The organism is Limnothrix sp. PR1529, assembly GCF_002742025.1.
GTDB lineage: Bacteria > Cyanobacteriota > Cyanobacteriia > CACIAM-69d > CACIAM-69d > CACIAM-69d.
In genome coordinates, this window is sequence record NZ_LIRO01000097.1 from 13,326 (window position 1) to 35,415 (window position 22,090).

The window sequence follows — 22,090 nt, forward strand, 5'->3', positions numbered from 1 at the left end:
TCTTTCAACTAAACAAATCACAACTCGTTTGCTGATTGTTTGCTGAAATTCACTGAAGTTAATTGACGTGATCTGAAGTTGCTGAAATTGGCTGAAGTGAAGTGACTAAAGTTAACTGGTGTGATCTGAAAGTTGCTGAAATTGCTCAAGTTAACTGATGCGATCTGAGTTGATCCCACACCACAGAACTCAGTGGGACAACTCACCGCTTGGGCAAGCTCGGTTGCGACCACGGGTTTTCGCTTCAAACAGGGCCAAGTCAGCCGCAGCCACCAGCGCCGAGGGATCTAAATTGGCACGCGGGATCAGACTGGCGGCCCCCAAGCTGAGGGTCACGATCGAAGCCACGGGCGAATAGGCATGGGGAATTTGCAAATCGCGGATGGTTTCGAGAATGCCATGCGCCACTGTCATGGCTCCGTCGATGTGGGTTTCCGGCAAAATCACCGCGAATTCTTCCCCGCCATAGCGAAACGTGAGATCCGTTGATCGCTTCACGGCCTGGGCGATCGAGCGGGCCACCTGGCGCAGACAATCATCCCCCGCCAAATGGCCATAGCGATCGTTATAGGTTTTGAACGAGTCAATATCACCCACCAAGATTGCCAGGGGCGATTGTTGGCGCAAGGCCCTTTGCCACTCTCGGGCCAGGGCCTCATCGAAACTGCGGCGGTTGGAAATGCCCGTCAGGCCATCCAACGTAGCCAATCGCTCCAACTTTCGGTTGGCCAACTCCAACCGTCGATATAACTCCGCCTGTTGAATCGCGATCGCCAGTTGGCCGGCCAACTGCTTCAAAAACTCAATTTCCCAGGCTTGCCAACTGTGGGGTTCGTGCCACTGATACACCACCAACAGTCCCCACTGATCATCTCCAAGCGGATTAGGCGGATGTCCCGTGGTGGCCCCGCCCTCTGGGCGATCGTCCATTTTCAGCGGCAACACCGGCACCGCTTCCCCTCGCAAAATGGGCACGGCTAAGATGGCACGCACCCCCGCCTGGGCAATGGCATCCCGGTAAGCGGCCGGCCAGCGATCGTCCGCCAACACATCCTCCACCTCCCAAATCTCATGCTTCACGAGGTAGAGCAACCGCTCCAGGCCCGCCCCGTCGGTCACCGCCTCGCTGCCACAGACTGGAGGAGCGGCATCACGGCAATTCATCGCCGACAGCTCCAGTGCATGGGTGCTGGATGGGTCAGCGTCCGATCGACTCGCCATCCCCGCCGGGGTCAAGTGACGATAGATGGCCGTTTGATCCACCCCCAACACTTCGCGCACCGTTTGCACCGTCGTTTGCAGAATTTCCCCCAAATCTAGCGATCGGCGAATTTGCTGGGTCACTTGGCTCAGCAGTTGTTCCCGTTCCGCCTGTTGCCACAACAGGGCCTCCGCCTGTTGCCGTTCCGTAATATCCGTAATCACGCCCAGCAGTTGCCGTTGGGTTGAATTGGGCAACATCAAGGGCTTTTTAATGGTTTGAAACCAACGCACTTCGCCCGTTGAGCTGCGGCGTGGCTCCTGGGCAATATATTTTTCTTGCATGGTTTCAATAATCGATTCTTCCTCCCGCTGGCTATGTTGCACCTGGGCCGAGTTCCCGCCTAGTTCCGCTTCTGTTTTGCCCAGCATTCGCCCGGGCGTTGTGTTGTAAAACGTTGCCAAAGCTTCATTAACTAGGGTGAATCGCCCTCGTTCATCCTTCACAAAAATAAAGTTTGGGTTCGCGTCAACAATTGCCCGCAAAAACGACTCCTGCCGTTGCAATTCTTCGCGGTTGTGGCGCAGGTCATCCAAAATTTGTTGCCGCTCGATCGCATAGCGCATGGCCCGCGACAGCAAATTTGGCCGCAATTCATCTTTTAAAAGGTAGTCTTGGGCCCCTTCGCGCAAGGAAGCCAACCCGATCGCCTCGTCATCCAACCCCGTCAGCACCACGATCGGCACATCGGCCACCGCCGATCGCACCCGCCGAATCGTATCCAGCCCGTAGCTGTCCGGCAGGGCCAAATCCAACAGCACAATATCGTACCGCCGTTGATTCAACAGCGTCAGGGCATCGCTCAGGCGATCGACCCTTCGCCAACGAAACCCTTGGGTCGTCACCTTCGCCAAAATCATTTCCAATAATCGCGCATCCGTGGGATTGTCTTCCACGACCAGCACTTCAATCGCTGAGTCCCCCACCGCTGAATTAACCTCCTAGATCCTGTGGCCGCGCGATCGTGAGTGGCATAGCATGACTGACCTCAAATGACCTCGATCGTTGTCAACTTCAGCCTAACCACCCAAACCTCAACCCCCAAGGGGATTGATTGGCAAAATTGCCGCCACCGGTTTGCCTAATCATTTCCGCCCATTCGACTCCAGCAGTCCTCCCACCCGGAAAGCAATCAGACCTTGAGGGCGGTTGTCTAGCAGAATCCCAGTGATCCTACTCATTTAACCAACCCCATGACCAGAACTTTCCCAAAGGTAAAGGCAAAGTAAAGGCACAGCCGAACATCCTTGGAAGTTCGGCTCGTTAGGTCTATCTCATGCAAATTCCTGCCCTATACATCATGACCCATCTTTTTAAGACCAACCTTAAACTGGGAAGTCTTAGCAAGTGAGCTGATCAAACTCATGATTTTCGTCTAAGTATTGTCTAAGCATTAACGAGAGAAGCCTACCAATCAATATTCTTGGATTGTTTTTACGCTGTGATAGAAACATCACTGTCCTTGAATATTTTCAGGATCAATCATGCGCTCTCGATCGGTCAATTGTTCAGTATTAACCCAAATCAACCCAAGCATGGTCAAGGAATGTCTGGGCAATGTGCGAAATGCTACCAGAGTGATTACAGATTCAAATACAGCCCTTACCTCGCTGACTACGCACAGTTATCTATGGTTATTTGTAGTTATTTGTGGGATGGCTAATGCCCACCTAATGATTGCTGCATGGCATCTGTGATATGGCGTACCGATCGTTCCGGGTAAAGGTCTTATATCAATTTTAGCTAACGATTCGATCGATAGTGGTCAAGTTTAGTTATGCAAGCGGCTCATCCAATCTGTTCGGTTTCTTTGCAGGGAACAACCATATTAAAATTAACTAACTCGTCAAAATAAATAATCAAGTAAATAATCAACATCAAGAACAAGAATTTGTATGATCTTACACCATCACTTCAAGTTTCATGTTGTCAGCAGCGAAAAATTATCTATTTTATTTTCAGAGTTTATTTCTAAGCTTCATTTCCAGGCTTCATTTTCAGGTTTTATCTCTGGGTTTTATTTCTGGGTTTTATTTTCAAACAGTAAACCGATGATGGCTTTTAGAACTTTGGAGAGGGTAATTTCACAGAACGTAACCAAAACGCCTCGATCGCCAATAGCGTTTCTAAAAGACTATGTAAACTATCTGGCTTGGTAATGTAGGCATTGGCTTGCAATTCATAGCATCTGCGAATATCTTCCTCTTGATCAGAAGTGGTCATCACAATGACAGGAATAATTTTGAGTGATGGATGTTTTTTAATTGCTTCTAAGACTTCATAGCCACTACGACGGGGTAAGTTCAAATCTAACAGAATTAAATCGGGCCAGTATTTTTCAGGAACTAATGCTGTTTTCTCTAAAAACTTGATTGCCTCTTCGCCATCTCGCACCAAGTGTAATCGATGGGGAATGTTCAGCCGCCCAAACAGCCTTTCTGTTAGCCTGGCATCAACTGCTGAGTCTTCAATGAGTAAAATTTCAATATTTTTTGCTGGCATTATAACGACATCCTAACAATCTGGTCACTGCCTACTCATTTGCTGAAAGGGGTAATGATTCTGAAATTGGGGGTCATTATTAATGGGATTATATTCCTATTGACTCATCATTTCTATTCACTCACAAACTCACTCATTCACCAATCCTTCGATCGATCAACAAACCCTGCACAGCCCGATCGAGAACCCCTCGACTGAGAAATCCTGCTGTTGTCTGGCAATTACTCCATTAAACCCACTCAACCAATTCAGCCCATTGAACTCATGGCACTCCTTGGGCTGGCCCAACTCAAACGATTGGGCAATTTAATAACAATCATTGGCCTTAATGACACGGACGAAAACCCATGGCACGGGCGATCGAGCGGAATTAAACATCAATCCTACAGGGTTGCGATCGCTAGCTGGGGCTAAAACTTAGCTCAGTGATGGGAATGGTTTCGGGCTGGTCGGGAATCGTAAACCAGAATGACGATCCTTGGCCGAGTTGAGATTGCACCCCGATCGAGCCACCGTGACGCTCGATAATTTTCCGACAGATGGCTAACCCAATGCCAGTCCCTTCATATTCTTCACGGTTATGGAGTCTTTGGAAAATATTAAAAATTCGCTCGCTATATTGTGGGTCAATTCCAATGCCATTATCAATGACCTGAAAACGCCAATGATGTTCTTCGTGATTAGCAGTAATGGTAATGACAGGATTGGATTTGCCCCGAAATTTTAGGGCATTGCCAATGAGATTTTGAAAAAGCTGTGCCAATTGCATGGAATCGGCCAAAACAATGGGCAAATTTTTAGCCTGAATAGTGGCCTGATTATCTTGAATTGCTAGTCGTAAATTATTAAGTACGATCTCAATAATCTGGCTGCAATCAACCGGTTCTAGGGTTCGGCCGCGAGTTTCCACTCTGGAATAGGCCAAAAGATCTCGAATCAATTGGCGCATTCGTTGGCCGCTGTCGATGATGAATTGCAAATATTCTTGGGCGTTTTGATCAAGTTGGGGGGCGCATTCTTCTGTGAGCATTTCTGAGAAGGCAATGATGCCACGCAGGGGTTCTTGCAAGTCATGGGAAGCGACGTAGGCAAATTGCTGGAGCTGTTCGTTGGAGCGCCGCAATCCTTCAATGGCTCTGGTACGTTCTTCAAGGAGGTGGGCTTGGTAAAGGGCAATGCTCAGTTGTCCAGCCAGTTGTTGCAACAGGTCAATTTCAAAGGAAGTCCAATGCCTTGGCCCCTGACATTGCTGAAGGCACAGCAGCCCCAACAGAATGGTGGCCGGTTGTAGCCGATCGGTCAGCACTTCCGGGGGCACAAATCCAAGGGCACTGGGATTGAAGTGAACGGCGGCGATGGTGACGGGGACGATCACTTGGCTACGAATGCTGAGGCTGTCGATGCAACTGCGCTGCTCGGGGGACAGTTGCAGTTGGGTGAGGTCGTCTTCGCAGGAAATTTGCCCCTGCCAGTAGCGATCGAGGTTGGGGTGGGTGTTGTCTAGGTTGAGGGTGCAACACCAGGTGTGGCTGGGGTCGATCGCCCCGAAGGGCTGGGCGATGGCTTCGGCGGCGATCGATCCGTTGCCGTCCGCTTGGCAACGGTAGAACATCACGCGATCGGCTTTGAGGGTTTTTTGCAGTTCGCTGACCGTGCGCCCCAAGATCACTTGAATATCCAAAGATTGGCGAATTTTGAAGGCGATCGAGGCGAGCAGTTGCCGATAGCGGTTTTGGTTGTTGCGCTGGAGGGCGGCTTCTCGCTCTTGGGTAATGTCGCGGGCGCTGCCCAGGAGCTTAATCACGCGGTTCCAGGCATCGCGGATGGGAACTAAGCTGGTGTGCCAAATTCGCTGTTTACCCCGAATCATCAGCTCTTCTTCGCAACGGATGGTGTCCCGGCCGGCAACACAGGCTCGAAACCGAGCAATGATCGGCGTGGCACAACTGGGGGGAAACAGGTCTTGGGGCGATCGACCGATGATGTGGGTGGCGCGGTGTTCCAAGGCCCGTTCAAAGGCGGGGTTCACGGTTTCGTAGGTGAACCGTCCGTCTGGGTGGACATTGACCAAAAAAATTCGTTCGTCCGATCGCTCAAAAATACTGGAGTAGAGCGCTTCTGAGGCTCGCAGCCGATCTTGGGTGGCTTGGCGATCGTACCAGGCATAGATGGTGTCCCCAATGGTTTGCAGAATTTGCAGGTCTTGGGCTAACCAGGAACGCGCTTGATGAACACAGAGCACCAAGGCTCCCCAGAGGGCATCCCGGCGATCGTGAATGGCGGCAATGAGCACGGAGTTGGCCCCCAAGCAGTTGAGCCACTCGGTCACGGCGGAATCTTCCGATTGCAGGGCCTGTCGGGATTCAATCACCACGGCTCGATCGCGCCCTAATTGCTCGGTCCAAAGGGGCGGCAAATGGCCGCCAAGGCGGTTAAAGTCTCGTACCACGGGCATTTGATTCTCTTCATGCCACTCGCAGGCCAGGTTCAAAAGGGGGCGTTCCATAGGCCCATGGAGCAGCAAGACCCGATCGGCCAACATGGCTCGCCCCACCGCTTCCAAAACAGACCCAAACCGCACATCATCATCGGCAGTCACCAACAGACGCGCCACATAGGCCACCACACTTTCCAGGCTGAGGCGATAGCGCAAGTCTGCCTCAACCCGCTTGCGATCGCTCACATCCCGAATGGCCACGGCATAGGCCGGCTCCCCCAACCACTCGATCGGGGACACATTTAAATCGCCCACGCCCACGGAACCATCGGGGTGCAGAATATCAATTTCTGTGGTTTTCTCGGAGCCGATCGGAATTCCAAGGTGTTCGCCCACCAACTGTTCCGGCGATCGCCCAAAAAGCTGACAGGCCGCCGGGTTGGCATAGTCAATTCGCCCCTCACGGTTCACAATCACGATTCCATCGATCGTGTGATCCAACACCTGATCCAAGACCGCTAACCACGATTGGGATGCCGCTTGAGATCGATCGGCTGCTCCCAAGGCTGGCAGGCGATCGCCTTGAATGGCGGTAATTTCGCCCTCAGTGGGCACTATTTTCGGTCCGTTGCCCTCAGCACTCGGGGCGAGCGGCATGGCAACCGCCTCGATCGAGTTTTCGGGGTTAATTTCAGGGTTAACTCCGGGGCTGGTGTCAACGTTAATTTCGGGGTTAATTTCGGGGCGAATTCCAGGATTAGAGCTGGTTTCCGGTCTAATTTCCGGTTCAATCTCAGGTCTAATTTCAGGGCCGGTTAATAAACTCTCAGCGGCCATCCCGGCCCGATCGCTGCTAGGGCCCGAAAAAATGCCCCCCAAGGCAACTCTCAAGCCAGGTAGCACGGTGGTTGACGGCGCTCTGGGCCGCTGACCGGCGGGGTTGGCCGGTGAAGCTTGCGGTTGCCAGCCCATTGGCGCGGATGATGGCAACCCGATCGTCAATTCTGAATCATCACTGGGCTGCAATCCTGATTCTGAACTGGCTGCCAAGTCCGCTGTCCATGGGGCGATCGGATGGGTGGAGTCATTGTCTTCCCGATCGCGGTCTTCCCGATCGCGGTCTTCCCGATCGCGGTCTTCCCGATCGCGGTCTTCCCGATCGCAACTGGCCGTGGCGAGCAGGGGTTGATCGATCGAAGGCAACCCCGGGGCGCAATTGATGACCACACCGGGAATGATGCCCGGAGTTGCCCCCGTCTTCGAGTGAGAAGCTGGGTTAATCGTCGAGTTTTCGATCGGGCTTGCGATCGGGCCGCTGGCTAATTGGGTTCCTGAATTCGGTTTCTCCGCACTGGCCCGCACAATCACCGCAGCCGAATCCGCGATTTCACCCATTTCTTCCGCAAAAGGAGCCGCCAACGCCAACTGCCGCTCCCAATTGGCCAACACCCCTTGCACCAACCGCAACGATCGCCCCAACCGGATCAGGCCTCCCGTCGCCGCCAACGCCGACCACACCAAAGCATCTAGCGCACCCGCCTCAATGGCCGCCACCTCCGCAGCGGGCGAGTCCACCAACACCACCAACAAGCGGGCGATCGAAACCTGATATTGTTCATCAACCATCCCGGACAAGGGCATCGCAACCGGTGACCCAGAGGGGAGCAAACACCGCCACAACGGCTCTCCCTGCTCATTCACCACCGCCCCATCCACCACCAACAACCCCGTTGGCCACAGGGAATTGTCATTCGCCAACCATTGCTGCTGGGCGATCGCCCCGTCAACGATCGAAGCGGCCTGGGCCCAGTGCGTATCCACCTGCGCCAGCCACTGCACCACCTGCTCTGCCCGATCGCGATCGGCACAGACTACCGTTGTTGGCAAAACCCGATATTCCATCTCCCAATGGTACGCAGAACCGCCAATCGCGTGCTGCAACCTCAAACACCCAAATTAGACTTCAATCACACCGCAAATTTTGCCAACTATCAATCTTGGCAGCTATTGTTAACGACCATGCTCCCAAATGCTTTCAGTGGTTAAATGAACCATGAATGCCGATCAAGGGCTAGTGAAAGTCAGCAACTTTCCAGTTCTTGATGCGCCATTCCTCCGCTCTTGTGAACTTTCACTCTTCTTTAGACTTTTTCTTCAGAGCCATGGCCGAATCTCTCGCGCTGATTGACGATGACAACTGGGCTGCCAACTTAGAGCAAGTGATTCGTAATGCTCAAGATGGCGATACCATCATTGTTCCCAACTTCTCAGTTCAAGCCCTTGCTGAACGAGCCAAGGATGAATTATATCCTGATAAATTACTGCTCTTTGTGGTTCCAGAAACTGCCAACTCCGAAGCCAGCAATTAAGAGCAATTAATCTAACTTCATCAAACACTAATCAACAGTCCGTGCAAAATCAACTCAGAAACTTACAGAAACTTAATTGCTCCACAGCATTCATTTAAGTATCCAGTCAGTTATTGATCTGCTTGATTGTGCTTGATTGTGCTTGATGACTTGATTATGTTTGATGACTTGATTGCGTTTGGTGATGCGTTGGGCTTAGGCCAGAACCAGAGCAACTGTGGCCAAATTGTTTGCAAAACCAAGGCGGTTCCCGATCGCCAGTGGTCGGGAGCCGCCTGTTGTTGTTTGAGGATTTGTAACTGGCCGCTCAGCGATCGCCAGTAGGCGATCGAGAACCCCGCCAAATAGGTGGCCAAAATCAAACCCAAACCATGCTGAATGAAAAACTGAATGAGAAAACTTTCCCAGTGATGCCCAAGAATCATCGGAATGGCGACACGATTGCTAATAGTTACTCAATGAGTTCAAAATCTTGAAGAAATTTTGACAAACCTGAGCAAGCCCATTATATCGGAAGGCTAGATATCGTGAGGCCACATATTCCAGGGGCAGATGGTGCAGGGTCAGATATCACGGGACGCAAGCAAGCTAGATATCCAAAAGCTCAGGAGCAAACTAATTGCTCAACCCATTATTGCTCAACCCATTACCGAACTAATTTGCGCAACTGAGCCAGCCACGGCGCACAGCGTGAACAATTCGATCGATTGCAGCCAAATCTTCGAGATCCAACGAGCAGCTCAACAGAGCACGGGACAGACCCCAGCGATCGCTCATGGTCAAGCACCGGGATTCCCAAACACGCGAAAACAGTTCTGCCAACATATCTTTGTAGAACCAGGTTGTTTGCGACATGTCTGTGAACCTCCCAGGGCATTTCAGAATTGGATTGCTAACAAAAAATTCGATGTTGATGTATCGGGTTTCAGTGCTCAGTGCCATGATCTTTGGAGTTGGTTAAGGGTTGGCGAAACAGGACAAAAGCCAGCTATTGGAGACAACTAATTTTTAAGAGTGATGAAGGCACTGGGCACTTGCGAATTAGTTATCTCGATGACATTAAATATGCCGTGATTTTGGCTTGAACGTTGTGATTCATCTGTAATTCAAGCCGTGATTATTTCCCCGCAATCGCGTGACGAAAGCCCATGATTGTGGGTGGTAATTTCACAGGCCAAGCGTGATCCACCGACAGAGGTGCTGTGATCCCGATCGCCCGGTGATCCCCCGCCGGGGCCCAACCCCTTGGGGCCGCCACCTCTTGCCCGCTGCCAACCGCAATGCCCATCGCCCATCTGGGATGATTGAGAAGGCTCGTTTGGATCCCGAGATCACCAACGCCTTTCGCCGATTCCTTCAGCCTGGGTTCAGGCTTCACCGCGCGATCGCCCCGGAGCAGTCACACCTTGGCTCAACTTCCATGCATTTCTGGGCAACCGCGATCGCGTCAAAACTTACAGAATCACGGCCAGCCCCTGCGTTATCACGGGCTAAGGGGCGATCGACTCCAACCCCCAAGCCTCGGCCAGCGATCGCCCAACCCGATTCACCCTTTATTGGCCCAACCCCGAAAGCCCATGACTCGGCCCACGCATCCGCCTATGAATGTGGACTCCTACGATCCAGGGGACTTTTACGATGAGATGTTTGCCGGCCCCGGTCAGCCCCGCCCCGAAGCTCAATTTTTGGTCGATCGCCTCCGATCGCTATCAGCCGCCGAGGTAAGCCAACGCCAAGAAGCAGCTCAAATTGCCCTCTTCCGCCAGGGGGTCACCTTCAATGTGTATGGAGCCAGCGAAGGCATTGAGCGAGCCTTTCCCTTCGATATCATTCCGCGCATTATTAACGCCCAAGAATGGCAAACCCTCGAACAGGGTCTGAAACAGCGAATTCATGCCCTGAATTGCTTTTTACAGGATATCTATAGCGACCAAAAAATTATTGCAGATGGTATTTTGCCCCGCGATTTAATCGAATCAGCTAAGGGATTTTTGCAGCCTTGTATGGGATTGCAGCCCCCCAAGGGCATTTGGTGCCACGTGACCGGAACCGACTTGGTGCGCGATCGCCAAGGGCAGTTTTATGTGCTCGAAGATAACCTGCGTTGTCCGTCGGGCATTTCCTACGTTTTGGAAAATCGGCGCGTGATGAAAAGCACCTTCCCCAAGGTCTTTGAAAACGCCAACATTCAGGCGGTGGATGAATATCCGTCGCGATTATTGGAAACGCTGCTGAACCTTACGCCCGATCGCCTGGCCAATCCCACCGTCGTTGTGCTCACGCCGGGAATCTACAATTCCGCCTATTTTGAGCATTCCTTCCTGGCTCAACAAATGGGCGTGGAACTGGTGGAGGGGCGAGACCTGGTGGTGGCCGATGGCTATTTGCAAATGCAAACCACCAAAGGCCTGCAACGGGTGGATGCCATTTATCGACGGATTGACGACGACTTCATCGATCCTCAGGTGTTTCGCCCCGATTCTATGTTGGGCGTGCCTGGGCTAACGGATGTGTATCGATCGGGACGAGTGGCGATCGCCAATGCGCTGGGAACCGGCGTGGCCGACGACAAGGCAGTTTATGCCTACGTGCCCAAAATGATTCGCTACTACCTGAATGAAGAGGCCATGATCCCCAACGTGCCCACCTATCTTTGTTGGGAACCGGCGGACTTGACCTATGTGCTGGAACATTTGGATTCATTGGTGGTCAAGGCGGCCAACGAATCCGGGGGCTATGGCATGTTGATTGGCCCCCAATCCACCGCCGAGCAACAGGCCGATTTTGCCGATCGAATCCGGGCCAACCCCCGCAACTACATCGCCCAACCCACCCTCTGTCTGTCGCGGGTTCCCACCCTGCTCGATGGGGAGTTTGAGGGCTGCCATGTGGATTTGCGCCCCTATGTTCTCTACGGGGAGGATATCTATGTGCATCCCGGCGGTCTGACACGGGTGGCCCTGCGTCGGGGATCGCTGGTGGTCAACTCTTCCCAAGGGGGCGGCTCCAAGGACACTTGGGTGTTGATGGATTAGGCATTGCAATCGAAAAAAATCACCCAACCGATCGGGCTGGGTGACTCTTGAAATGCCTTTTTGGCAATGGATCCAGAAACCTGAATCCCAAATTTGCATAGAAGTGGGGAATCTGGCCCCAACGAACCTAAGCTTGGCGAGAGTAGTACTCAACCACCAGCAGTTCGTTGATTTGCAGCGCCACCCACTCGCGATCGATCACGCTGTTCACCTTGCCGGTCAACTTTTCCTTGTCAAATTCCAGGTGGCTGGGCATGTTGGCCAAACCGGGGAATTGCAGGTTGTTTTCCACAATTTTGCGCGATTGATCTTTCGGCCGCACCGTAACCACGTCCCCAGGACGGCACTGATAGCTAGCCACGTCCACGCGCCGGCCGTTGACCATGATGTGGCCATGGTTCACCAACTGACGAGCGGCGGGAATGGTGGGAGCCATGCCCAAACGGAACACGGTGTTATCTAGGCGCATTTCCAGCAGTTGCAACAGCACCGTTCCCGTGGAACCGGCTGCCCGACGAGCTTTCCGAACGTAGCGCAACATTTGGCGCTCGCTGACACCATAGTTAAACCGCAGCTTTTGCTTTTCTTCCAAGCGCACGGCATATTCCGAACGCTTTTTGCGGTTTTGGCCATGTTGTCCGGGCGGGTAGGCACGCTTGGCACTCTTGCGGGTCAAACCCGGCAGCTCGCCCAAACGACGCACAATGCGGAGACGCGGACCTCTGTATCGAGACATAACTAAGACTTTAGATTCCTTTCCTTGTTGCGGTTTTTGCGCCTAATCGACAACGGGAAGGACGGTTGGAGATCAAGCAACGCAAGCTTCTGAGCCAGAAAGCTTATGACAAACGTGCCAGCCGCGGCATACGTTTCCAGACTGACCAGTATACAGGTATTGGCGCGATCGCCCTAATGTTTTGCACAAAATTCCCACGCATTTTTTGCGTGGCAACGGCGCAGTCATGCGGGCTGGATTTTTGGGGCCATTGCTTGGCGGACTTGGATGATTTTGTTGGCTGGGCCGATCGATCCAAAATTGCCCGGGCCGATCGGTGGTTTGGCCCTGGATCATGGATCCCTGTGCGATCGACCGGTGAGGTGGCCGCCGGATTCCGGTGAGTCTCGGGCTAGGATAGGACAGTTGCGAATGCCGGGCGATCGCCCCAAGGGGCCAGGCCCTCGCGCCGATTTCCCATCATCCGATTGCAAACTGCCCGATCGGGTCTGTCAACCAGGTTCCTTCTGAATCCTTCCCCCGTTTGCCCATGCAACAAGATCCACCCTCATTACCCACGGAGGTGATTGTCACCCACCCTCGTGAGTCCCTCGGTGATGTGCAACTTGATTGGCATCCTCAGCCCGGCAGCTACTTAGACTTGGCCGGCAAGACCTACGCAGTCTTGGAACGACACCATCGCTATCAACTGCGATCGGGCCGCTACCATCTCTACAAGATTGCGTTGCATGTACAGGCAACCCAGCGCCCCTCGGAGCAAAATTTCTTTGAAGGTCAATGGATCATTGGCGATCCGCGCTGTCGATTCAATGCGCGATCGGAACTGCTCCGTTGTGCCGTGAACCCGTCGGGCCCCTGCTTGGGCTGTCGCTCCTTTGAACTGATTCCTAAGCGGGCCTAATGATCCAGATGATCAAGCCCCATTCAGCCTAGCTGGGTTGAGCTGTCTGGGCCTAAATCATGGGGGGATCCCGCAGTTGGCGAGATCCCCCCAAAATGTTCAAGCGGCAGTTCAGGGCCCGGCCTCAAAGCACTAGCTTCAAAATGCCAGTTTTAAAACGCCAACTTTAAAACGCTAACTTTAAAACTCCAACTGCCGATCCCGATCGCGGTAAAAATTCGGCTCCGACTCTGGGCCACCTTGCATTCGAGCTTTGGCCTTGGCGGCACTGCGCTTCAGGGATTGCAGTCGCGATTCATACCGGCTGCGCAATTTCTTTTTAGGGGTTTGTTCCACCAGAGTTTTCAAGGCACTGCCCAAACTTTTGTAGGCATTGGGCAAGGAATAGCCAAACCGAGCGGCTAGGGCGATCGCCTTTTCATCGGCCTCGATCGACTCTTTCAGTTGTCGATCGCTGTTGTTTTTCTGATAGAGCCGCCAGCCGGACACCCCACACAGCCCCAAGGCCAGCAGCAGCAACAGGCCGTCTTGTACCCACAGTTCACCCACCGCACCGCCTAGCCCGATCGCCAGGGCCGCCATTTCCCAGCCGTCGCGCGGGATGGTGTCGTTTTGAATGCGGGCCACCTCGTGCCAAAACAGCAAATTGCGCTGATCCTTTGCGAATTGCTCCCAGGCCACCAAATCCACCTGAATTTCCACCTGATCCTTGCCGATTTCTTCGCAACGAATCAGGGGCGGATTCACGTCCATGGCCTTTTCAACGGTTACCCAGCTCTGTAGCTCAGGGGGCAACAGGCTTTTGAGTCGTCGAAGTTCGCTGAGATCCGATCGAGCTGTGGAAAACGAGGTCATTGCAACTGGTATCCAAACCGAAAAAGCACCGGAAACAACCCGAATCTAGCTGGGGAGAGCAACCCACCCCGGCATCCGTCGATCAACTGTTCTAAGGTTCTGGGCAAGGTTCTGGACAATGGCGATCGCACCCTGGGCTGGTGGCTCCGTTTAATGGGAATTAATGGAAACCAAGCCATCGATCACTGGGGAACCTTGTCCGGCTCTGGCTGATCAGGGGCCCATGCCAACTTGCGGAACAGTGCTCGTTGATTGGTGATCTGATCGGGTATTTGCAGTATATCGCGCCCCGTTTCCGGCTCCCGGTCGCCAATCGCACATCTTCAGCGGTTGCCATGGGGTTCTGCCACGGTTCCACCACCCTTGGCCAGAGTTCGATCGGGTGGGGGCCCTGGGCTGGATTGTGCCACTGGCAACCCTAACCGCTGATTCCCATGGATCAACCTTAACAAGCCAGCCTTGATTGAGCAGTCCCTAATCAGCAAAAACGCCCTTGTGCCAAGCGACAAGAGCGTTCCCAATCAACAGGCAGCCAAAATTACATCGACGAACCAAGACCGACGTAAGCGCCATAGAAAAACAAACCGACAACACCGATGACACCAATACCGGCGATCGTGCCGACAACCCACAGGGGAATTCGTCCGCCTCCAGACACAGCCGTGACCTCCTTAGTAAGGAAATAGGGTTTGATGAGGACGCGCCACTAGAGCGCATCACACTGATAGTTTCCCCAGCTCAGGGCTGGAGGATGTTGATCATTCGTTGACCATTCAACGATCATTCAACGAATGCTTCATCAATATCAGCAGCCAATCAGCAGCCAAGGCTTAAGCCGGAGCTTAAGTTCTTGCGCGGCTCAGTTGACCAGCCTAGTTGAAGAAGTAGCTGGACATCAAAATGCCAATCACGAAAATAAACAGCAGACCCAGGTAGAGCGAAGTCCGGTTCAGCTCTACGGGTTGCTTGTTGGGGTTAGGGCTACGTTCCACAGTGACAATCTCCTAGCGCTGAATGAACTGCATGGCCGCGATCGCGCCCAGGAAGAACACCGTCGGTACTGCCAGTGCGTGAACTGACAACCAACGAACGGTAAAAATCGGGTAAACAACGGGCTGGTTGGGATTCTGCGTCGCCATGATTGTTAAAAACGCTCAATAACTACTTCTGCAAGAACTGATCAATCTGAGTCTTAGCGCCTTGACGGATTTGCACGATCGGCACTTCGGTGCGCGTCTCGGTGAAGTATGCGTTGGGGCGGGGCGTTCCGAATGCGTCGTAGGCCAAGCCCGTGCTGACAAACAACCAACCAGCGATAAACAGAGCCGGGATGGTGATGCTGTGGATGACCCAATAGCGGATGCTCGTTACGATGTCCGAAAACGGACGCTCACCAGTTGATCCAGATGACATAGTCTCTTTAGTCTTCTCTCAATGGAAAATTAAACAAGAGCTAGCGGCTTGCCCAATCATTCAACCCGGAAACCGCTGAGTTTTGGGAACTTCAGCGACGGCCGGAGAATGGGCAATTGCTGGTTTCCATGATACAGAACGGGGGAAAAACTCCACAAGCCAATCCTGGGCGATCGAGCTTTTTGCGAGGGGCGGCGGGGATCGGGCGATCGCTGGGGATGCATCCCGCGATTATCACGAACCGGCGCGTGAACCGATGCAGAAACCGGCGACTAATCCACCAGCGATCGAGCACCAACAACGCTCCCGGCCGCAACTCACCGAAAATCGATGGGCAAAGCCGCGATCGCCTTAGCTGGCAGCCGGAGCTGCGGCATTGAGCTTGGCTGTGTCATAGCGCAAGATTACGCCGTTTTGGCCCAGCACAAAGCCCTGATCCTGCCCAAAGAACAGAATTCGGTAGAAATTGGAGGGTACATCGCCGACGGCACGATCCTTCTGCCAGGTTTTACCGCCGTCATAGCTGGCGAGCAAATCGCCGCTCCCCCCAGTAATCCACAGCTCCTGATCATTGCGATAGGCCAAGTCCAGCAGCCCAAGGCTGTTGCGCAGTTCGGGGCTGGTGGTAGCGGCCCAGGTTTCCACATCGGTGGGGCTGCTGAATTGCACCTGGCCCCCACGTGCGAGAGACCACAGGCGATCGTCAGGGCCAAAGCCCATGTTTTGCAGACGGCGCGAGCTGTTGCGGTTGTGTTGCTGCCAAGCTTCATCGCCAGGAGTCCAGGTGGAGTAGTAGCTCCCCCGCGAGGAAACGGAGACGTATTTACCGCTGCTCGATCGGGAAACATTGCGCACCACCCCGATCGACTCTTGCACCATGGCTTTCCAGTTGCGGCCGCCGTCCGTGGTGCGGTAAATGGCTCCCAAGTCGGTCATCATTTCGGCCTGCTGGGATCCCAAAGCCACAATCAAGCGTGGATCGCCGGGCAGTTGGTTGCTGAGGGGAATTTCCGACCAGGTTTTACCCTCATCGGTGGTATGCAGCAGGATGGCGGGCTTACCGACAATCCAGCCCTCCTTGCCCGAGAAACTCACGGACTCCAAGTTATAGGGCGAGTCACCCAAATCCAGGGACTTATCGGCCCAGGTTTTACCACCGTCAGTGGTTTCCAGGATGGTGGCCCCTTTACCCACCATCCAGCCGTGGGGCCCCTTGCCCACCAGGGTCACATCCAACATGGTTTGTTCGGTGGGCAGGTTAATCACCTCCCAGGGGTTGGCCGCTACGGAGTCAATTTTGCGAGCGGTGCAGCCCACGCAAAGCAGGGCCGCAAACAGGACAGGCAATAATTTGGGGAATAGATTACGAAGCCAGTGGGTCATGGGATGAATGGGATGATGAGGTGACCGGAATCGAGAGTTTCGGTGCGGTCTGAAAGGGGTGCTCAGCGGGAATCAGCCAAGGGAACTGCCTTGGGCTAATTCAGACCATAAAAGCTCAGGAGCAACAGAATTCCCAGGCCCAAAACGCTGAAAATGAGGACGTTTTTTGCACCGGGAGTGAGGGTGTTAACCCCAATGCCGTAGCCGAGGTTTTCGTCAAATCCGGAGGCTTTGCCGGCGGGGCCGATGCTTTTGAATTGATATTTTTTCACGCCACAAACGGGACAGCGCCAATTTTCAGGCAGGGTCTCGAAGGGGGTGTTGGGGGCCACGTTCCGACGCTCATCCCCCTTGCCGGGTTCGTAGACATAGCCACAGGAGCGGCATTCATAGCGATCGGGCGGGGCGGGGGCGGCCGGTTCCGAGGAGGTGGCCTCGATCGCGCTGGAGTCGGCAGCCGCGATCGGTTCGATCGGTGAGTCCTCTGGTGGATGAGTCATGGGTTGCGACAGGAAGCGTGAAGATCGAAACGACGGGAATTCAACCGAGCCGATCGAGGTCAGGACTCGATCGGATTTAGCCCCATGGAGCCGGGCACAGGCCCATGCTCCGCCACCGTTAACCTGGGCTAGTTAACGTGGGCTAATTACTGGGATTAAAAGATTGTCTTAACGATTATCGCACAGGCGCGATCGCCCCTCTGGTCTAGGCTCTGGGGCGATCGACCCTGCGCAAAATCCCCGAAAAAGCCATCAAATCCCCAGCATCCAAAGTTTTCATCGATTCGTTCATGTCAGAATAATGAGCGCCAGCTTCCAGCAGCTTCCAGCAAGTGATGGCCAGCCCTTTGGTTGGCAAACCCTGGGTGAATCCGACCCCAGGTTGGGAAAAAAGGCGCTGATCCCCGCTTTAGAGTTCTCCAGCAGTACCCCCAGATATGTTTACGCTGAGTGGCTATGAATACTTTCTAGGCTTCCTGCTGCTTTGCGGCATTGTGCCTGTGCTTGCCCTAGGTGCTTCTGCCGTTGTGCGCCCCAAGCGTCCTGGCAAGGAACGGCGCACGACCTACGAATCAGGGATGGAGCCGATCGGCGGAGCTTGGATTCAGTTCAATATCCGTTACTACATGTTTGCACTGGTTTTCGTGGTCTTTGACGTGGAAACCGTGTTTCTATACCCCTGGGCGGTGGCTTTTAGCCGCTTGGGTCTGTTGGCTTTCATTGAGGCCCTGGTCTTCATTGCCATCCTGGTCATTGCCCTTGTTTATGCCTGGCGCAAAGGAGCGTTGGAATGGTCGTAACACCGAACCCTAACCCGATCGAGTCCGTGGGTCGTCCGCAGATCACGCAAGATCTGTCGGAAAACGTGATTTTGACCACGGTGGATGACCTCTACAACTGGGCGAAGTTGTCGAGTTTGTGGCCGATGCTCTATGGCACGGCCTGTTGCTTCATTGAATTTGCAGCCCTGATTGGCTCCCGTTTTGACTTTGACCGCTTTGGACTGGTGCCCCGCTCCAGCCCGCGCCAGGCGGATTTGTTGATCACCGCCGGAACGATCACCATGAAAATGGCTCCGGCCCTGGTGCGCTTGTATGAGCAAATGCCAGAGCCGAAATATGTGATCGCCATGGGGGCTTGCACGATCACGGGTGGCATGTTCAGCGTGGACTCACCTTCGGCCGTGCGCGGTGTGGATAAGTTGATTCCGGTGGATGTGTATCTGCCCGGTTGCCCGCCCCGTCCGGAAGCGATCGTGGATGCGATTATCAAGCTGCGCAAAAAGGTGGCCAATGAGTCACTGGCGGAGCGCGGAGCCACGGCCCAAACCAACCGCTACTACACGATCGACCACCAAATGAAGCCAACTTCGCCGATTTTGACCGGTCGCTATTTGCAAGAGCCGGGCCGACAAGCCCCGCCCAAGAGCCTGACCGACGCGATCGGGCTGCCCGTGCCGCCCGCGCTGTTGACCGATCGGGCCAAACAGGAAGCTTAGGAGACGCAACGCATGGCCGACGAAACCCAACCCACCGATCTCGCCACCAACGAAGCCGGTGCGATCGCCCTCAAAGGGGATATTTCCCAATGGCTGACCAGCAACGGCTTCGGTAACGAACTGCTGGAAATCGATGATTTGGGCGTGGAAGTGATCAAGGTCGATCGGGACAAATGGCTCCCGATCGCCACCGCCCTCTACGCCTACGGGTTTAATTACCTCCAATGTCAGTGTGCCTACGACCTGGGCCCCGGTGAAGACCTCGTGAGTCTCTATCACCTGGTGCAGGTGGCCGACAACGTGACCAAGCCCAAGGAAGTGCGTGTCAAGGTGTTCCTGCCGCGTGCCAACCCAACCGTAGCCTCGGTCTACTGGATCTGGAAAGGCGCTGACTGGCAAGAACGCGAAGCCTACGACATGTACGGCATTGTCTACGAAGGCCACCCGAGCCTGAAGCGGATTCTGATGCCAGAAGATTGGGTCGGCTGGCCCTTGCGCAAGGACTATATCTCGCCGGACTTCTACGAACTTCAGGATGCCTATTAGGCCGTCCCAATCAACGATACTCAAAGCCCTCGGATCGCGATTTGATCGATCCGAGGGCTTTGCAGCATATGGGGAAAAATCAAAAGGTTGAAAACACTCGCTGATCGGCTACACAAGAGCCACGCAAATATAACCGGCTAGTTGGGTAAGCTATTGCGATTTGCGCCGTCCCGCGCCTGATTTTGGTTATTTGCCGGAGTGCCGCCACGCTGGTTGTTAGGGCGATTGTTCGATCGCCCCGGAGCCTGTCCAGCACCGGGCGTGCCAAAGCGAGCCGACTGCACCGCTCCTGTATTACCCAGCTTCCGTTCTGTGCCCTCGTTGTAGCTCAGGAATGTCCCTCCCGCATTGCCCGTCACCACCACCACATTGCGCTGACCCGTCACCAAACGCTGGGTTCCTTCGGGCAAGACCCCTTCATAGGTCACCTTGCCATCAGTCAGAATTCGCACCCAAGAGCGGGCCGTGAGCCGCACATTCACCCGCACTGGGGCGATCGGGGCCAGGTTGAGCCGCTGTGGAAAGCGAATTTGGCTAGCAATTCCCTGAGCCACCAACACCCCGTCACCCCCACTGGCTAGGGCTGGAACGGGCGATCGCGCAGGACTGCTGGTCGCAGCAGGGCGGGGCGACTGGGCCGCCGTGCGCCTCGGCGAAGGCGTGGGGGTCATGGCACGAGGACTCGGACTCGTGGTGGGCTTCGGTGTGGCAGAAGCCGTAGGAGTCGGGCTGGGCGAAGGGCTAGGTGAAGGACTGGGGCTAGGAGTCGGTGAAGGGCTGGGGCTAGGGGTAGGAGTCGGTGAAGGACTGGGGGTAGGAGTCGGTGAAGGGCTAGGCGAAGGCGTGGGGCTAGGTGAAGGGCTAGCGGCCGCCGTCGGGCGAGCTGGGGTACTGGGGCTGGCGGTCGATCGGGGAGTCGGCGTAACCGCTGGGCTGGGTGAAGCAACCGGCGGCTGCACAATCACCGTGCTAGGGGCCGGCTGGCTTTGGCGCAACAGGGCCGACAGACCCAACACCGACGCAATCAGGACACCGATATACAGCATCACCAAATGGGCCGGCTTGAGCTGGGGAGCAGGAATCACCGACAGCACCCGTTGGGAGCGCACGGGAACTATGCCATTTTGCAGCGGATATTCCTGGGCAATTTCGGAACCATCCAACCCCAAAGCCGTGGCGTACTTGGCAATAAACCCGCGCACATAAACCGGCTCGGGCAGCGAGGACGAATCGGCCGCCTCAAGTGCTTGCAGGATACGACGTTGAATTTTGGTGGTTGCCGCGACGGACTCGATCGTTAAGCCTTGGCTTTCGCGACATTCCCGCAGTCGAGCGCCGATTTCAACAAGGCGCTCAACTTGGGGCGAGTCAGCAGGCATCGTGCTGTCGTTCATATCCTTGTGGCTGCTGCGGTGCGTGATGCGGCGGAACGGGGAGGAGTTGGAAGATTGTACCGAGAGTTGGGGAGACGAAGACTCGTGACTATCCTAGCGACCGAGAGGCCATCTTGCGAAGGTTTAGACAACCACCATCAGAATTTTGAGGTCAGAATTTTGAGGTCAGAATCTTGAGGATGGTATTTGGGTCTGAGATTAGGATTGTCCCATGGGCTGGGTCTTGACCGATACCGCTCGCGACGCTTTTGGGAATTCAAGGGGAATTCCGGCCAGCATGATGATCAATCATGATCAATCGACGGGGAATGAGTCGGACTGGGATTAATGGGCTGATCCTAAGCCGGACTGGCGGCGCAACTGCTGAATTTCAGCGGCTGTCAGATGCCGATGCGTGCCGATCGGCAGCTCTTGACCCTGCTTTGATTTCAGGGTGAGCGAACCAATAGCAATACGGTGCAACTTTATCACCGGATGACCGAATAATTCGGCCATGCGTCGAATTTGCCGATTTCGACCTTCCACCAAAGTGATTTCTAGTTCCGTGCGATCGCCCTGAGGGTGATGCCCGCGCCCTTGCACCTCGCGGACTTGGGCCGGCAGCGTTGGGCGGCCATCCAATAAAATGCCCTGTCGCCATTGCGCCAACACTTGGGCGCTGGGCTGTCCCTGCACCCACACGCGATAGGTTTTGGGTTGGTGAAACCGAGGATGGGTGAGGGCGTGGGTCAGTTCCCCATCGTTGGTTAACAACAAGGCCCCAGTGGAATCCCAATCTAAGCGGCCCACGGGGTGCAGTCCCGTTTGCTCAACGAGCGATCGGGGAAGTAAATCCAACACGGTTCGCCGCTGTCGATCGTCTGCACAAGCCGACAGCACCCGAGCGGGCTTATTCAACAGTAGATAGATCAGTGTGGGGCGATCGGCTGGATGAACGGGCCGACCATCAACCTCAATTTGATCCACTGCGGGATTGACCACGCAGCCCAATTGCGCCACCTGGCCGTTGACCCGCACTCGCCCTTCCGTAATCCAAACTTCCGCATGGCGACGGGAAGCCAAGCCCCATTGGGACAATACCTTTTGCAACCGTTGCCCAGCTTGGGGCGCGATCGCGTGGGGGGCTGCCGTTGCCCCTGGGGCGATCGGCTGGGTCAAGTCAGAGGCGGGCGATCGGGCAGGGACAGTAGGACGGCGGCGACGACTCACGGGCGGGATGCTGAGGTTGGGGTAGGTGATGGGGTTGGGGTGGGTGATGGG

Annotated in this window: 24 protein-coding genes; 8 read left to right on the forward strand and 16 right to left on the reverse strand. The window is 54.6% G+C overall.

The features are described 5' to 3' along the window. Window positions 1-189: 189 nt before the first annotated feature. The 3 genes from AMR42_RS13985 to AMR42_RS14000 all read right to left on the reverse strand — a co-directional run bounded on the left by AMR42_RS13985 (window position 190) and on the right by AMR42_RS14000 (window position 8,102). On the reverse strand, window positions 190-2,187 hold the full coding sequence (locus AMR42_RS13985; RefSeq protein WP_099534283.1) for a diguanylate cyclase: 1,998 nt from the start codon (window positions 2,185-2,187) through the stop codon (window positions 190-192). A 1,135-nt stretch (window positions 2,188-3,322) separates the two neighbouring features. Beyond that, window positions 3,323-3,763 (reverse strand): response regulator, encoded by a 441-nt coding sequence (locus AMR42_RS13990; protein WP_099534284.1) that lies wholly within the window; start codon window positions 3,761-3,763, stop codon window positions 3,323-3,325. A 400-nt stretch (window positions 3,764-4,163) separates the two neighbouring features. Beyond that, the gene (locus AMR42_RS14000) at window positions 4,164-8,102 is read right to left on the reverse strand and encodes a PAS domain-containing protein (RefSeq protein WP_099534286.1); all 3,939 of its coding nucleotides are present in this window, start codon (window positions 8,100-8,102) and stop codon (window positions 4,164-4,166) included. Between the two features lie 200 nt (window positions 8,103-8,302). On the opposite strand from AMR42_RS14000, the gene AMR42_RS14005 reads away from it, so the two are divergent. Then, on the forward strand, window positions 8,303-8,569 hold the full coding sequence (locus AMR42_RS14005) for a hypothetical protein (protein ID WP_143473103.1): 267 nt from the start codon (window positions 8,303-8,305) through the stop codon (window positions 8,567-8,569). A gap of 110 nt (window positions 8,570-8,679) precedes the next feature. Here the strand turns inward: AMR42_RS14005 and AMR42_RS14010 are convergent, their stop codons facing one another. The 3 genes from AMR42_RS14010 to AMR42_RS20585 form a co-directional block, all read right to left on the reverse strand. Beyond that, on the reverse strand, window positions 8,680-8,994 hold the full coding sequence (locus AMR42_RS14010; protein ID WP_099534288.1) for a hypothetical protein: 315 nt from the start codon (window positions 8,992-8,994) through the stop codon (window positions 8,680-8,682). 229 nt (window positions 8,995-9,223) lie between these two features. After that, a complete protein-coding gene (locus tag AMR42_RS14015) occupies window positions 9,224-9,424 on the reverse strand; it encodes a hypothetical protein (RefSeq protein ID WP_099534289.1) in 201 nt (66 codons plus the stop codon). A 262-nt stretch (window positions 9,425-9,686) separates the two neighbouring features. Then, the gene (locus AMR42_RS20585) at window positions 9,687-9,857 is read right to left on the reverse strand and encodes a hypothetical protein (protein WP_158234487.1); all 171 of its coding nucleotides are present in this window, start codon (window positions 9,855-9,857) and stop codon (window positions 9,687-9,689) included. A 313-nt stretch (window positions 9,858-10,170) separates the two neighbouring features. Here AMR42_RS20585 and AMR42_RS14025 point away from each other — a divergent pair, with 313 nt between their 5' ends. Further along, a complete protein-coding gene (locus tag AMR42_RS14025; protein ID WP_099534307.1) occupies window positions 10,171-11,604 on the forward strand; it encodes a circularly permuted type 2 ATP-grasp protein in 1,434 nt (477 codons plus the stop codon). Window positions 11,605-11,731: 127 nt separating this feature from the next. Here the strand turns inward: AMR42_RS14025 and rpsD are convergent, their stop codons facing one another. Continuing rightward, window positions 11,732-12,340, reverse strand: coding sequence for a 30S ribosomal protein S4 (rpsD, locus tag AMR42_RS14030; RefSeq protein WP_099534291.1), 609 nt, complete (start codon window positions 12,338-12,340; stop codon window positions 11,732-11,734). A gap of 267 nt (window positions 12,341-12,607) precedes the next feature. Between rpsD and AMR42_RS19965 the strand changes: the two genes are divergently transcribed. Both AMR42_RS19965 and AMR42_RS14040 read left to right on the forward strand, forming a co-directional pair. Then, window positions 12,608-12,850, forward strand: a complete 243-nt coding sequence (locus AMR42_RS19965) for a hypothetical protein (RefSeq protein WP_143473104.1) — start codon at window positions 12,608-12,610, stop codon at window positions 12,848-12,850. Window positions 12,851-12,869: 19 nt separating this feature from the next. Continuing rightward, window positions 12,870-13,241 (forward strand): DUF6464 family protein, encoded by a 372-nt coding sequence (locus AMR42_RS14040; protein ID WP_099534293.1) that lies wholly within the window; start codon window positions 12,870-12,872, stop codon window positions 13,239-13,241. A 180-nt stretch (window positions 13,242-13,421) separates the two neighbouring features. Here the strand turns inward: AMR42_RS14040 and AMR42_RS14045 are convergent, their stop codons facing one another. The 5 genes from AMR42_RS14045 to psbE all read right to left on the reverse strand — a co-directional run bounded on the left by AMR42_RS14045 (window position 13,422) and on the right by psbE (window position 15,509). Beyond that, window positions 13,422-14,096 (reverse strand): DUF3318 domain-containing protein, encoded by a 675-nt coding sequence (locus AMR42_RS14045; RefSeq protein WP_099534294.1) that lies wholly within the window; start codon window positions 14,094-14,096, stop codon window positions 13,422-13,424. 538 nt (window positions 14,097-14,634) lie between these two features. Beyond that, complete coding sequence (locus tag AMR42_RS14050) at window positions 14,635-14,754, reverse strand: photosystem II reaction center protein J (protein ID WP_099534295.1); 120 nt, start codon at window positions 14,752-14,754, stop codon at window positions 14,635-14,637. Between the two features lie 214 nt (window positions 14,755-14,968). Further along, window positions 14,969-15,088, reverse strand: a complete 120-nt coding sequence (locus AMR42_RS14055) for a photosystem II reaction center protein L (RefSeq protein WP_099534296.1) — start codon at window positions 15,086-15,088, stop codon at window positions 14,969-14,971. Window positions 15,089-15,100: 12 nt separating this feature from the next. Beyond that, window positions 15,101-15,235, reverse strand: coding sequence for a cytochrome b559 subunit beta (gene psbF, locus AMR42_RS14060; RefSeq protein WP_099534297.1), 135 nt, complete (start codon window positions 15,233-15,235; stop codon window positions 15,101-15,103). A gap of 22 nt (window positions 15,236-15,257) precedes the next feature. Next, window positions 15,258-15,509 (reverse strand): cytochrome b559 subunit alpha, encoded by a 252-nt coding sequence (psbE, locus tag AMR42_RS14065; protein ID WP_099534298.1) that lies wholly within the window; start codon window positions 15,507-15,509, stop codon window positions 15,258-15,260. A gap of 82 nt (window positions 15,510-15,591) precedes the next feature. Here psbE and AMR42_RS14070 point away from each other — a divergent pair, with 82 nt between their 5' ends. Further along, window positions 15,592-15,864, forward strand: a complete 273-nt coding sequence (locus AMR42_RS14070; protein ID WP_099534299.1) for a hypothetical protein — start codon at window positions 15,592-15,594, stop codon at window positions 15,862-15,864. Here AMR42_RS14070 and AMR42_RS14075 read toward each other — a convergent pair. Together AMR42_RS14075 and AMR42_RS14080 are read right to left on the reverse strand one after the other, a co-directional pair. Further along, on the reverse strand, window positions 15,861-16,892 hold the full coding sequence (locus AMR42_RS14075; protein WP_099534300.1) for a photosynthesis system II assembly factor Ycf48: 1,032 nt from the start codon (window positions 16,890-16,892) through the stop codon (window positions 15,861-15,863). The two genes, AMR42_RS14070 and AMR42_RS14075, sit on opposite strands and share 4 nt — an antisense overlap. 95 nt (window positions 16,893-16,987) lie before the next feature. Then, window positions 16,988-17,392 carry a rubredoxin gene (locus tag AMR42_RS14080; protein WP_099534301.1) on the reverse strand — a complete coding sequence of 135 codons (405 nt, stop codon included), beginning with the start codon at window positions 17,390-17,392 and terminating at the stop codon, window positions 16,988-16,990. Between the two features lie 437 nt (window positions 17,393-17,829). Here AMR42_RS14080 and ndhC point away from each other — a divergent pair, with 437 nt between their 5' ends. From ndhC to AMR42_RS14095, 3 genes are read left to right on the forward strand one after another with little or no spacing between them, the layout of a single operon-like run. Continuing rightward, window positions 17,830-18,192: a photosynthetic/respiratory NAD(P)H-quinone oxidoreductase subunit C gene (ndhC, locus tag AMR42_RS14085; protein ID WP_099534302.1), complete on the forward strand. Its 363-nt coding sequence runs from the start codon at window positions 17,830-17,832 to the stop codon at window positions 18,190-18,192. Then, a complete protein-coding gene (locus AMR42_RS14090) occupies window positions 18,183-18,890 on the forward strand; it encodes an NADH dehydrogenase subunit K (protein WP_099534303.1) in 708 nt (235 codons plus the stop codon). The genes ndhC and AMR42_RS14090 overlap by 10 nt, the downstream gene beginning before the upstream one ends. 12 nt (window positions 18,891-18,902) lie before the next feature. Continuing rightward, entirely contained in the window at window positions 18,903-19,436 is a 534-nt protein-coding gene (locus AMR42_RS14095; RefSeq protein WP_099534304.1) for an NAD(P)H-quinone oxidoreductase subunit J, read from the forward strand. Window positions 19,437-19,573: 137 nt separating this feature from the next. On the opposite strand, the gene AMR42_RS21520 is transcribed toward AMR42_RS14095, so the two are convergent. Next, complete coding sequence (locus tag AMR42_RS21520) at window positions 19,574-20,830, reverse strand: helix-turn-helix domain-containing protein (RefSeq protein ID WP_099534305.1); 1,257 nt, start codon at window positions 20,828-20,830, stop codon at window positions 19,574-19,576. 324 nt (window positions 20,831-21,154) lie between these two features. Then, window positions 21,155-22,090 (reverse strand): pseudouridine synthase (locus AMR42_RS14105; RefSeq protein WP_368670743.1); only part of this gene is annotated, 936 nt, incomplete at its 5' end.

What these genes read in the sequence shown, in the direction of transcription:
- AMR42_RS13990 (WP_099534284.1), bottom strand. Translation starts at nt 3,763, where the DNA reads ATGCCAGCAAAAAATATTGAAATTTTACTCATTGAAGACTCAGCAGTT.
- AMR42_RS14000 (WP_099534286.1), bottom strand. Translation starts at nt 8,102, where the DNA reads ATGGAATATCGGGTTTTGCCAACAACGGTAGTCTGTGCCGATCGCGAT.
- AMR42_RS14005 (WP_143473103.1), top strand. Translation starts at nt 8,303, where the DNA reads ATGCGCCATTCCTCCGCTCTTGTGAACTTTCACTCTTCTTTAGACTTT.
- AMR42_RS14010 (WP_099534288.1), bottom strand. Translation starts at nt 8,994, where the DNA reads ATGATTCTTGGGCATCACTGGGAAAGTTTTCTCATTCAGTTTTTCATT.
- AMR42_RS14015 (WP_099534289.1), bottom strand. Translation starts at nt 9,424, where the DNA reads ATGTCGCAAACAACCTGGTTCTACAAAGATATGTTGGCAGAACTGTTT.
- AMR42_RS20585 (WP_158234487.1), bottom strand. Translation starts at nt 9,857, where the DNA reads ATGGGCATTGCGGTTGGCAGCGGGCAAGAGGTGGCGGCCCCAAGGGGT.
- AMR42_RS14025 (WP_099534307.1), top strand. Translation starts at nt 10,171, where the DNA reads ATGAATGTGGACTCCTACGATCCAGGGGACTTTTACGATGAGATGTTT.
- rpsD (WP_099534291.1), bottom strand. Translation starts at nt 12,340, where the DNA reads ATGTCTCGATACAGAGGTCCGCGTCTCCGCATTGTGCGTCGTTTGGGC.
- AMR42_RS19965 (WP_143473104.1), top strand. Translation starts at nt 12,608, where the DNA reads ATGATTTTGTTGGCTGGGCCGATCGATCCAAAATTGCCCGGGCCGATC.
- AMR42_RS14040 (WP_099534293.1), top strand. Translation starts at nt 12,870, where the DNA reads ATGCAACAAGATCCACCCTCATTACCCACGGAGGTGATTGTCACCCAC.
- AMR42_RS14045 (WP_099534294.1), bottom strand. Translation starts at nt 14,096, where the DNA reads ATGACCTCGTTTTCCACAGCTCGATCGGATCTCAGCGAACTTCGACGA.
- psbF (WP_099534297.1), bottom strand. Translation starts at nt 15,235, where the DNA reads ATGGCGACGCAGAATCCCAACCAGCCCGTTGTTTACCCGATTTTTACC.
- psbE (WP_099534298.1), bottom strand. Translation starts at nt 15,509, where the DNA reads ATGTCATCTGGATCAACTGGTGAGCGTCCGTTTTCGGACATCGTAACG.
- AMR42_RS14075 (WP_099534300.1), bottom strand. Translation starts at nt 16,892, where the DNA reads ATGACCCACTGGCTTCGTAATCTATTCCCCAAATTATTGCCTGTCCTG.
- AMR42_RS14080 (WP_099534301.1), bottom strand. Translation starts at nt 17,392, where the DNA reads ATGACTCATCCACCAGAGGACTCACCGATCGAACCGATCGCGGCTGCC.
- ndhC (WP_099534302.1), top strand. Translation starts at nt 17,830, where the DNA reads ATGTTTACGCTGAGTGGCTATGAATACTTTCTAGGCTTCCTGCTGCTT.
- AMR42_RS14090 (WP_099534303.1), top strand. Translation starts at nt 18,183, where the DNA reads ATGGTCGTAACACCGAACCCTAACCCGATCGAGTCCGTGGGTCGTCCG.
- AMR42_RS14095 (WP_099534304.1), top strand. Translation starts at nt 18,903, where the DNA reads ATGGCCGACGAAACCCAACCCACCGATCTCGCCACCAACGAAGCCGGT.
- AMR42_RS21520 (WP_099534305.1), bottom strand. Translation starts at nt 20,830, where the DNA reads ATGAACGACAGCACGATGCCTGCTGACTCGCCCCAAGTTGAGCGCCTT.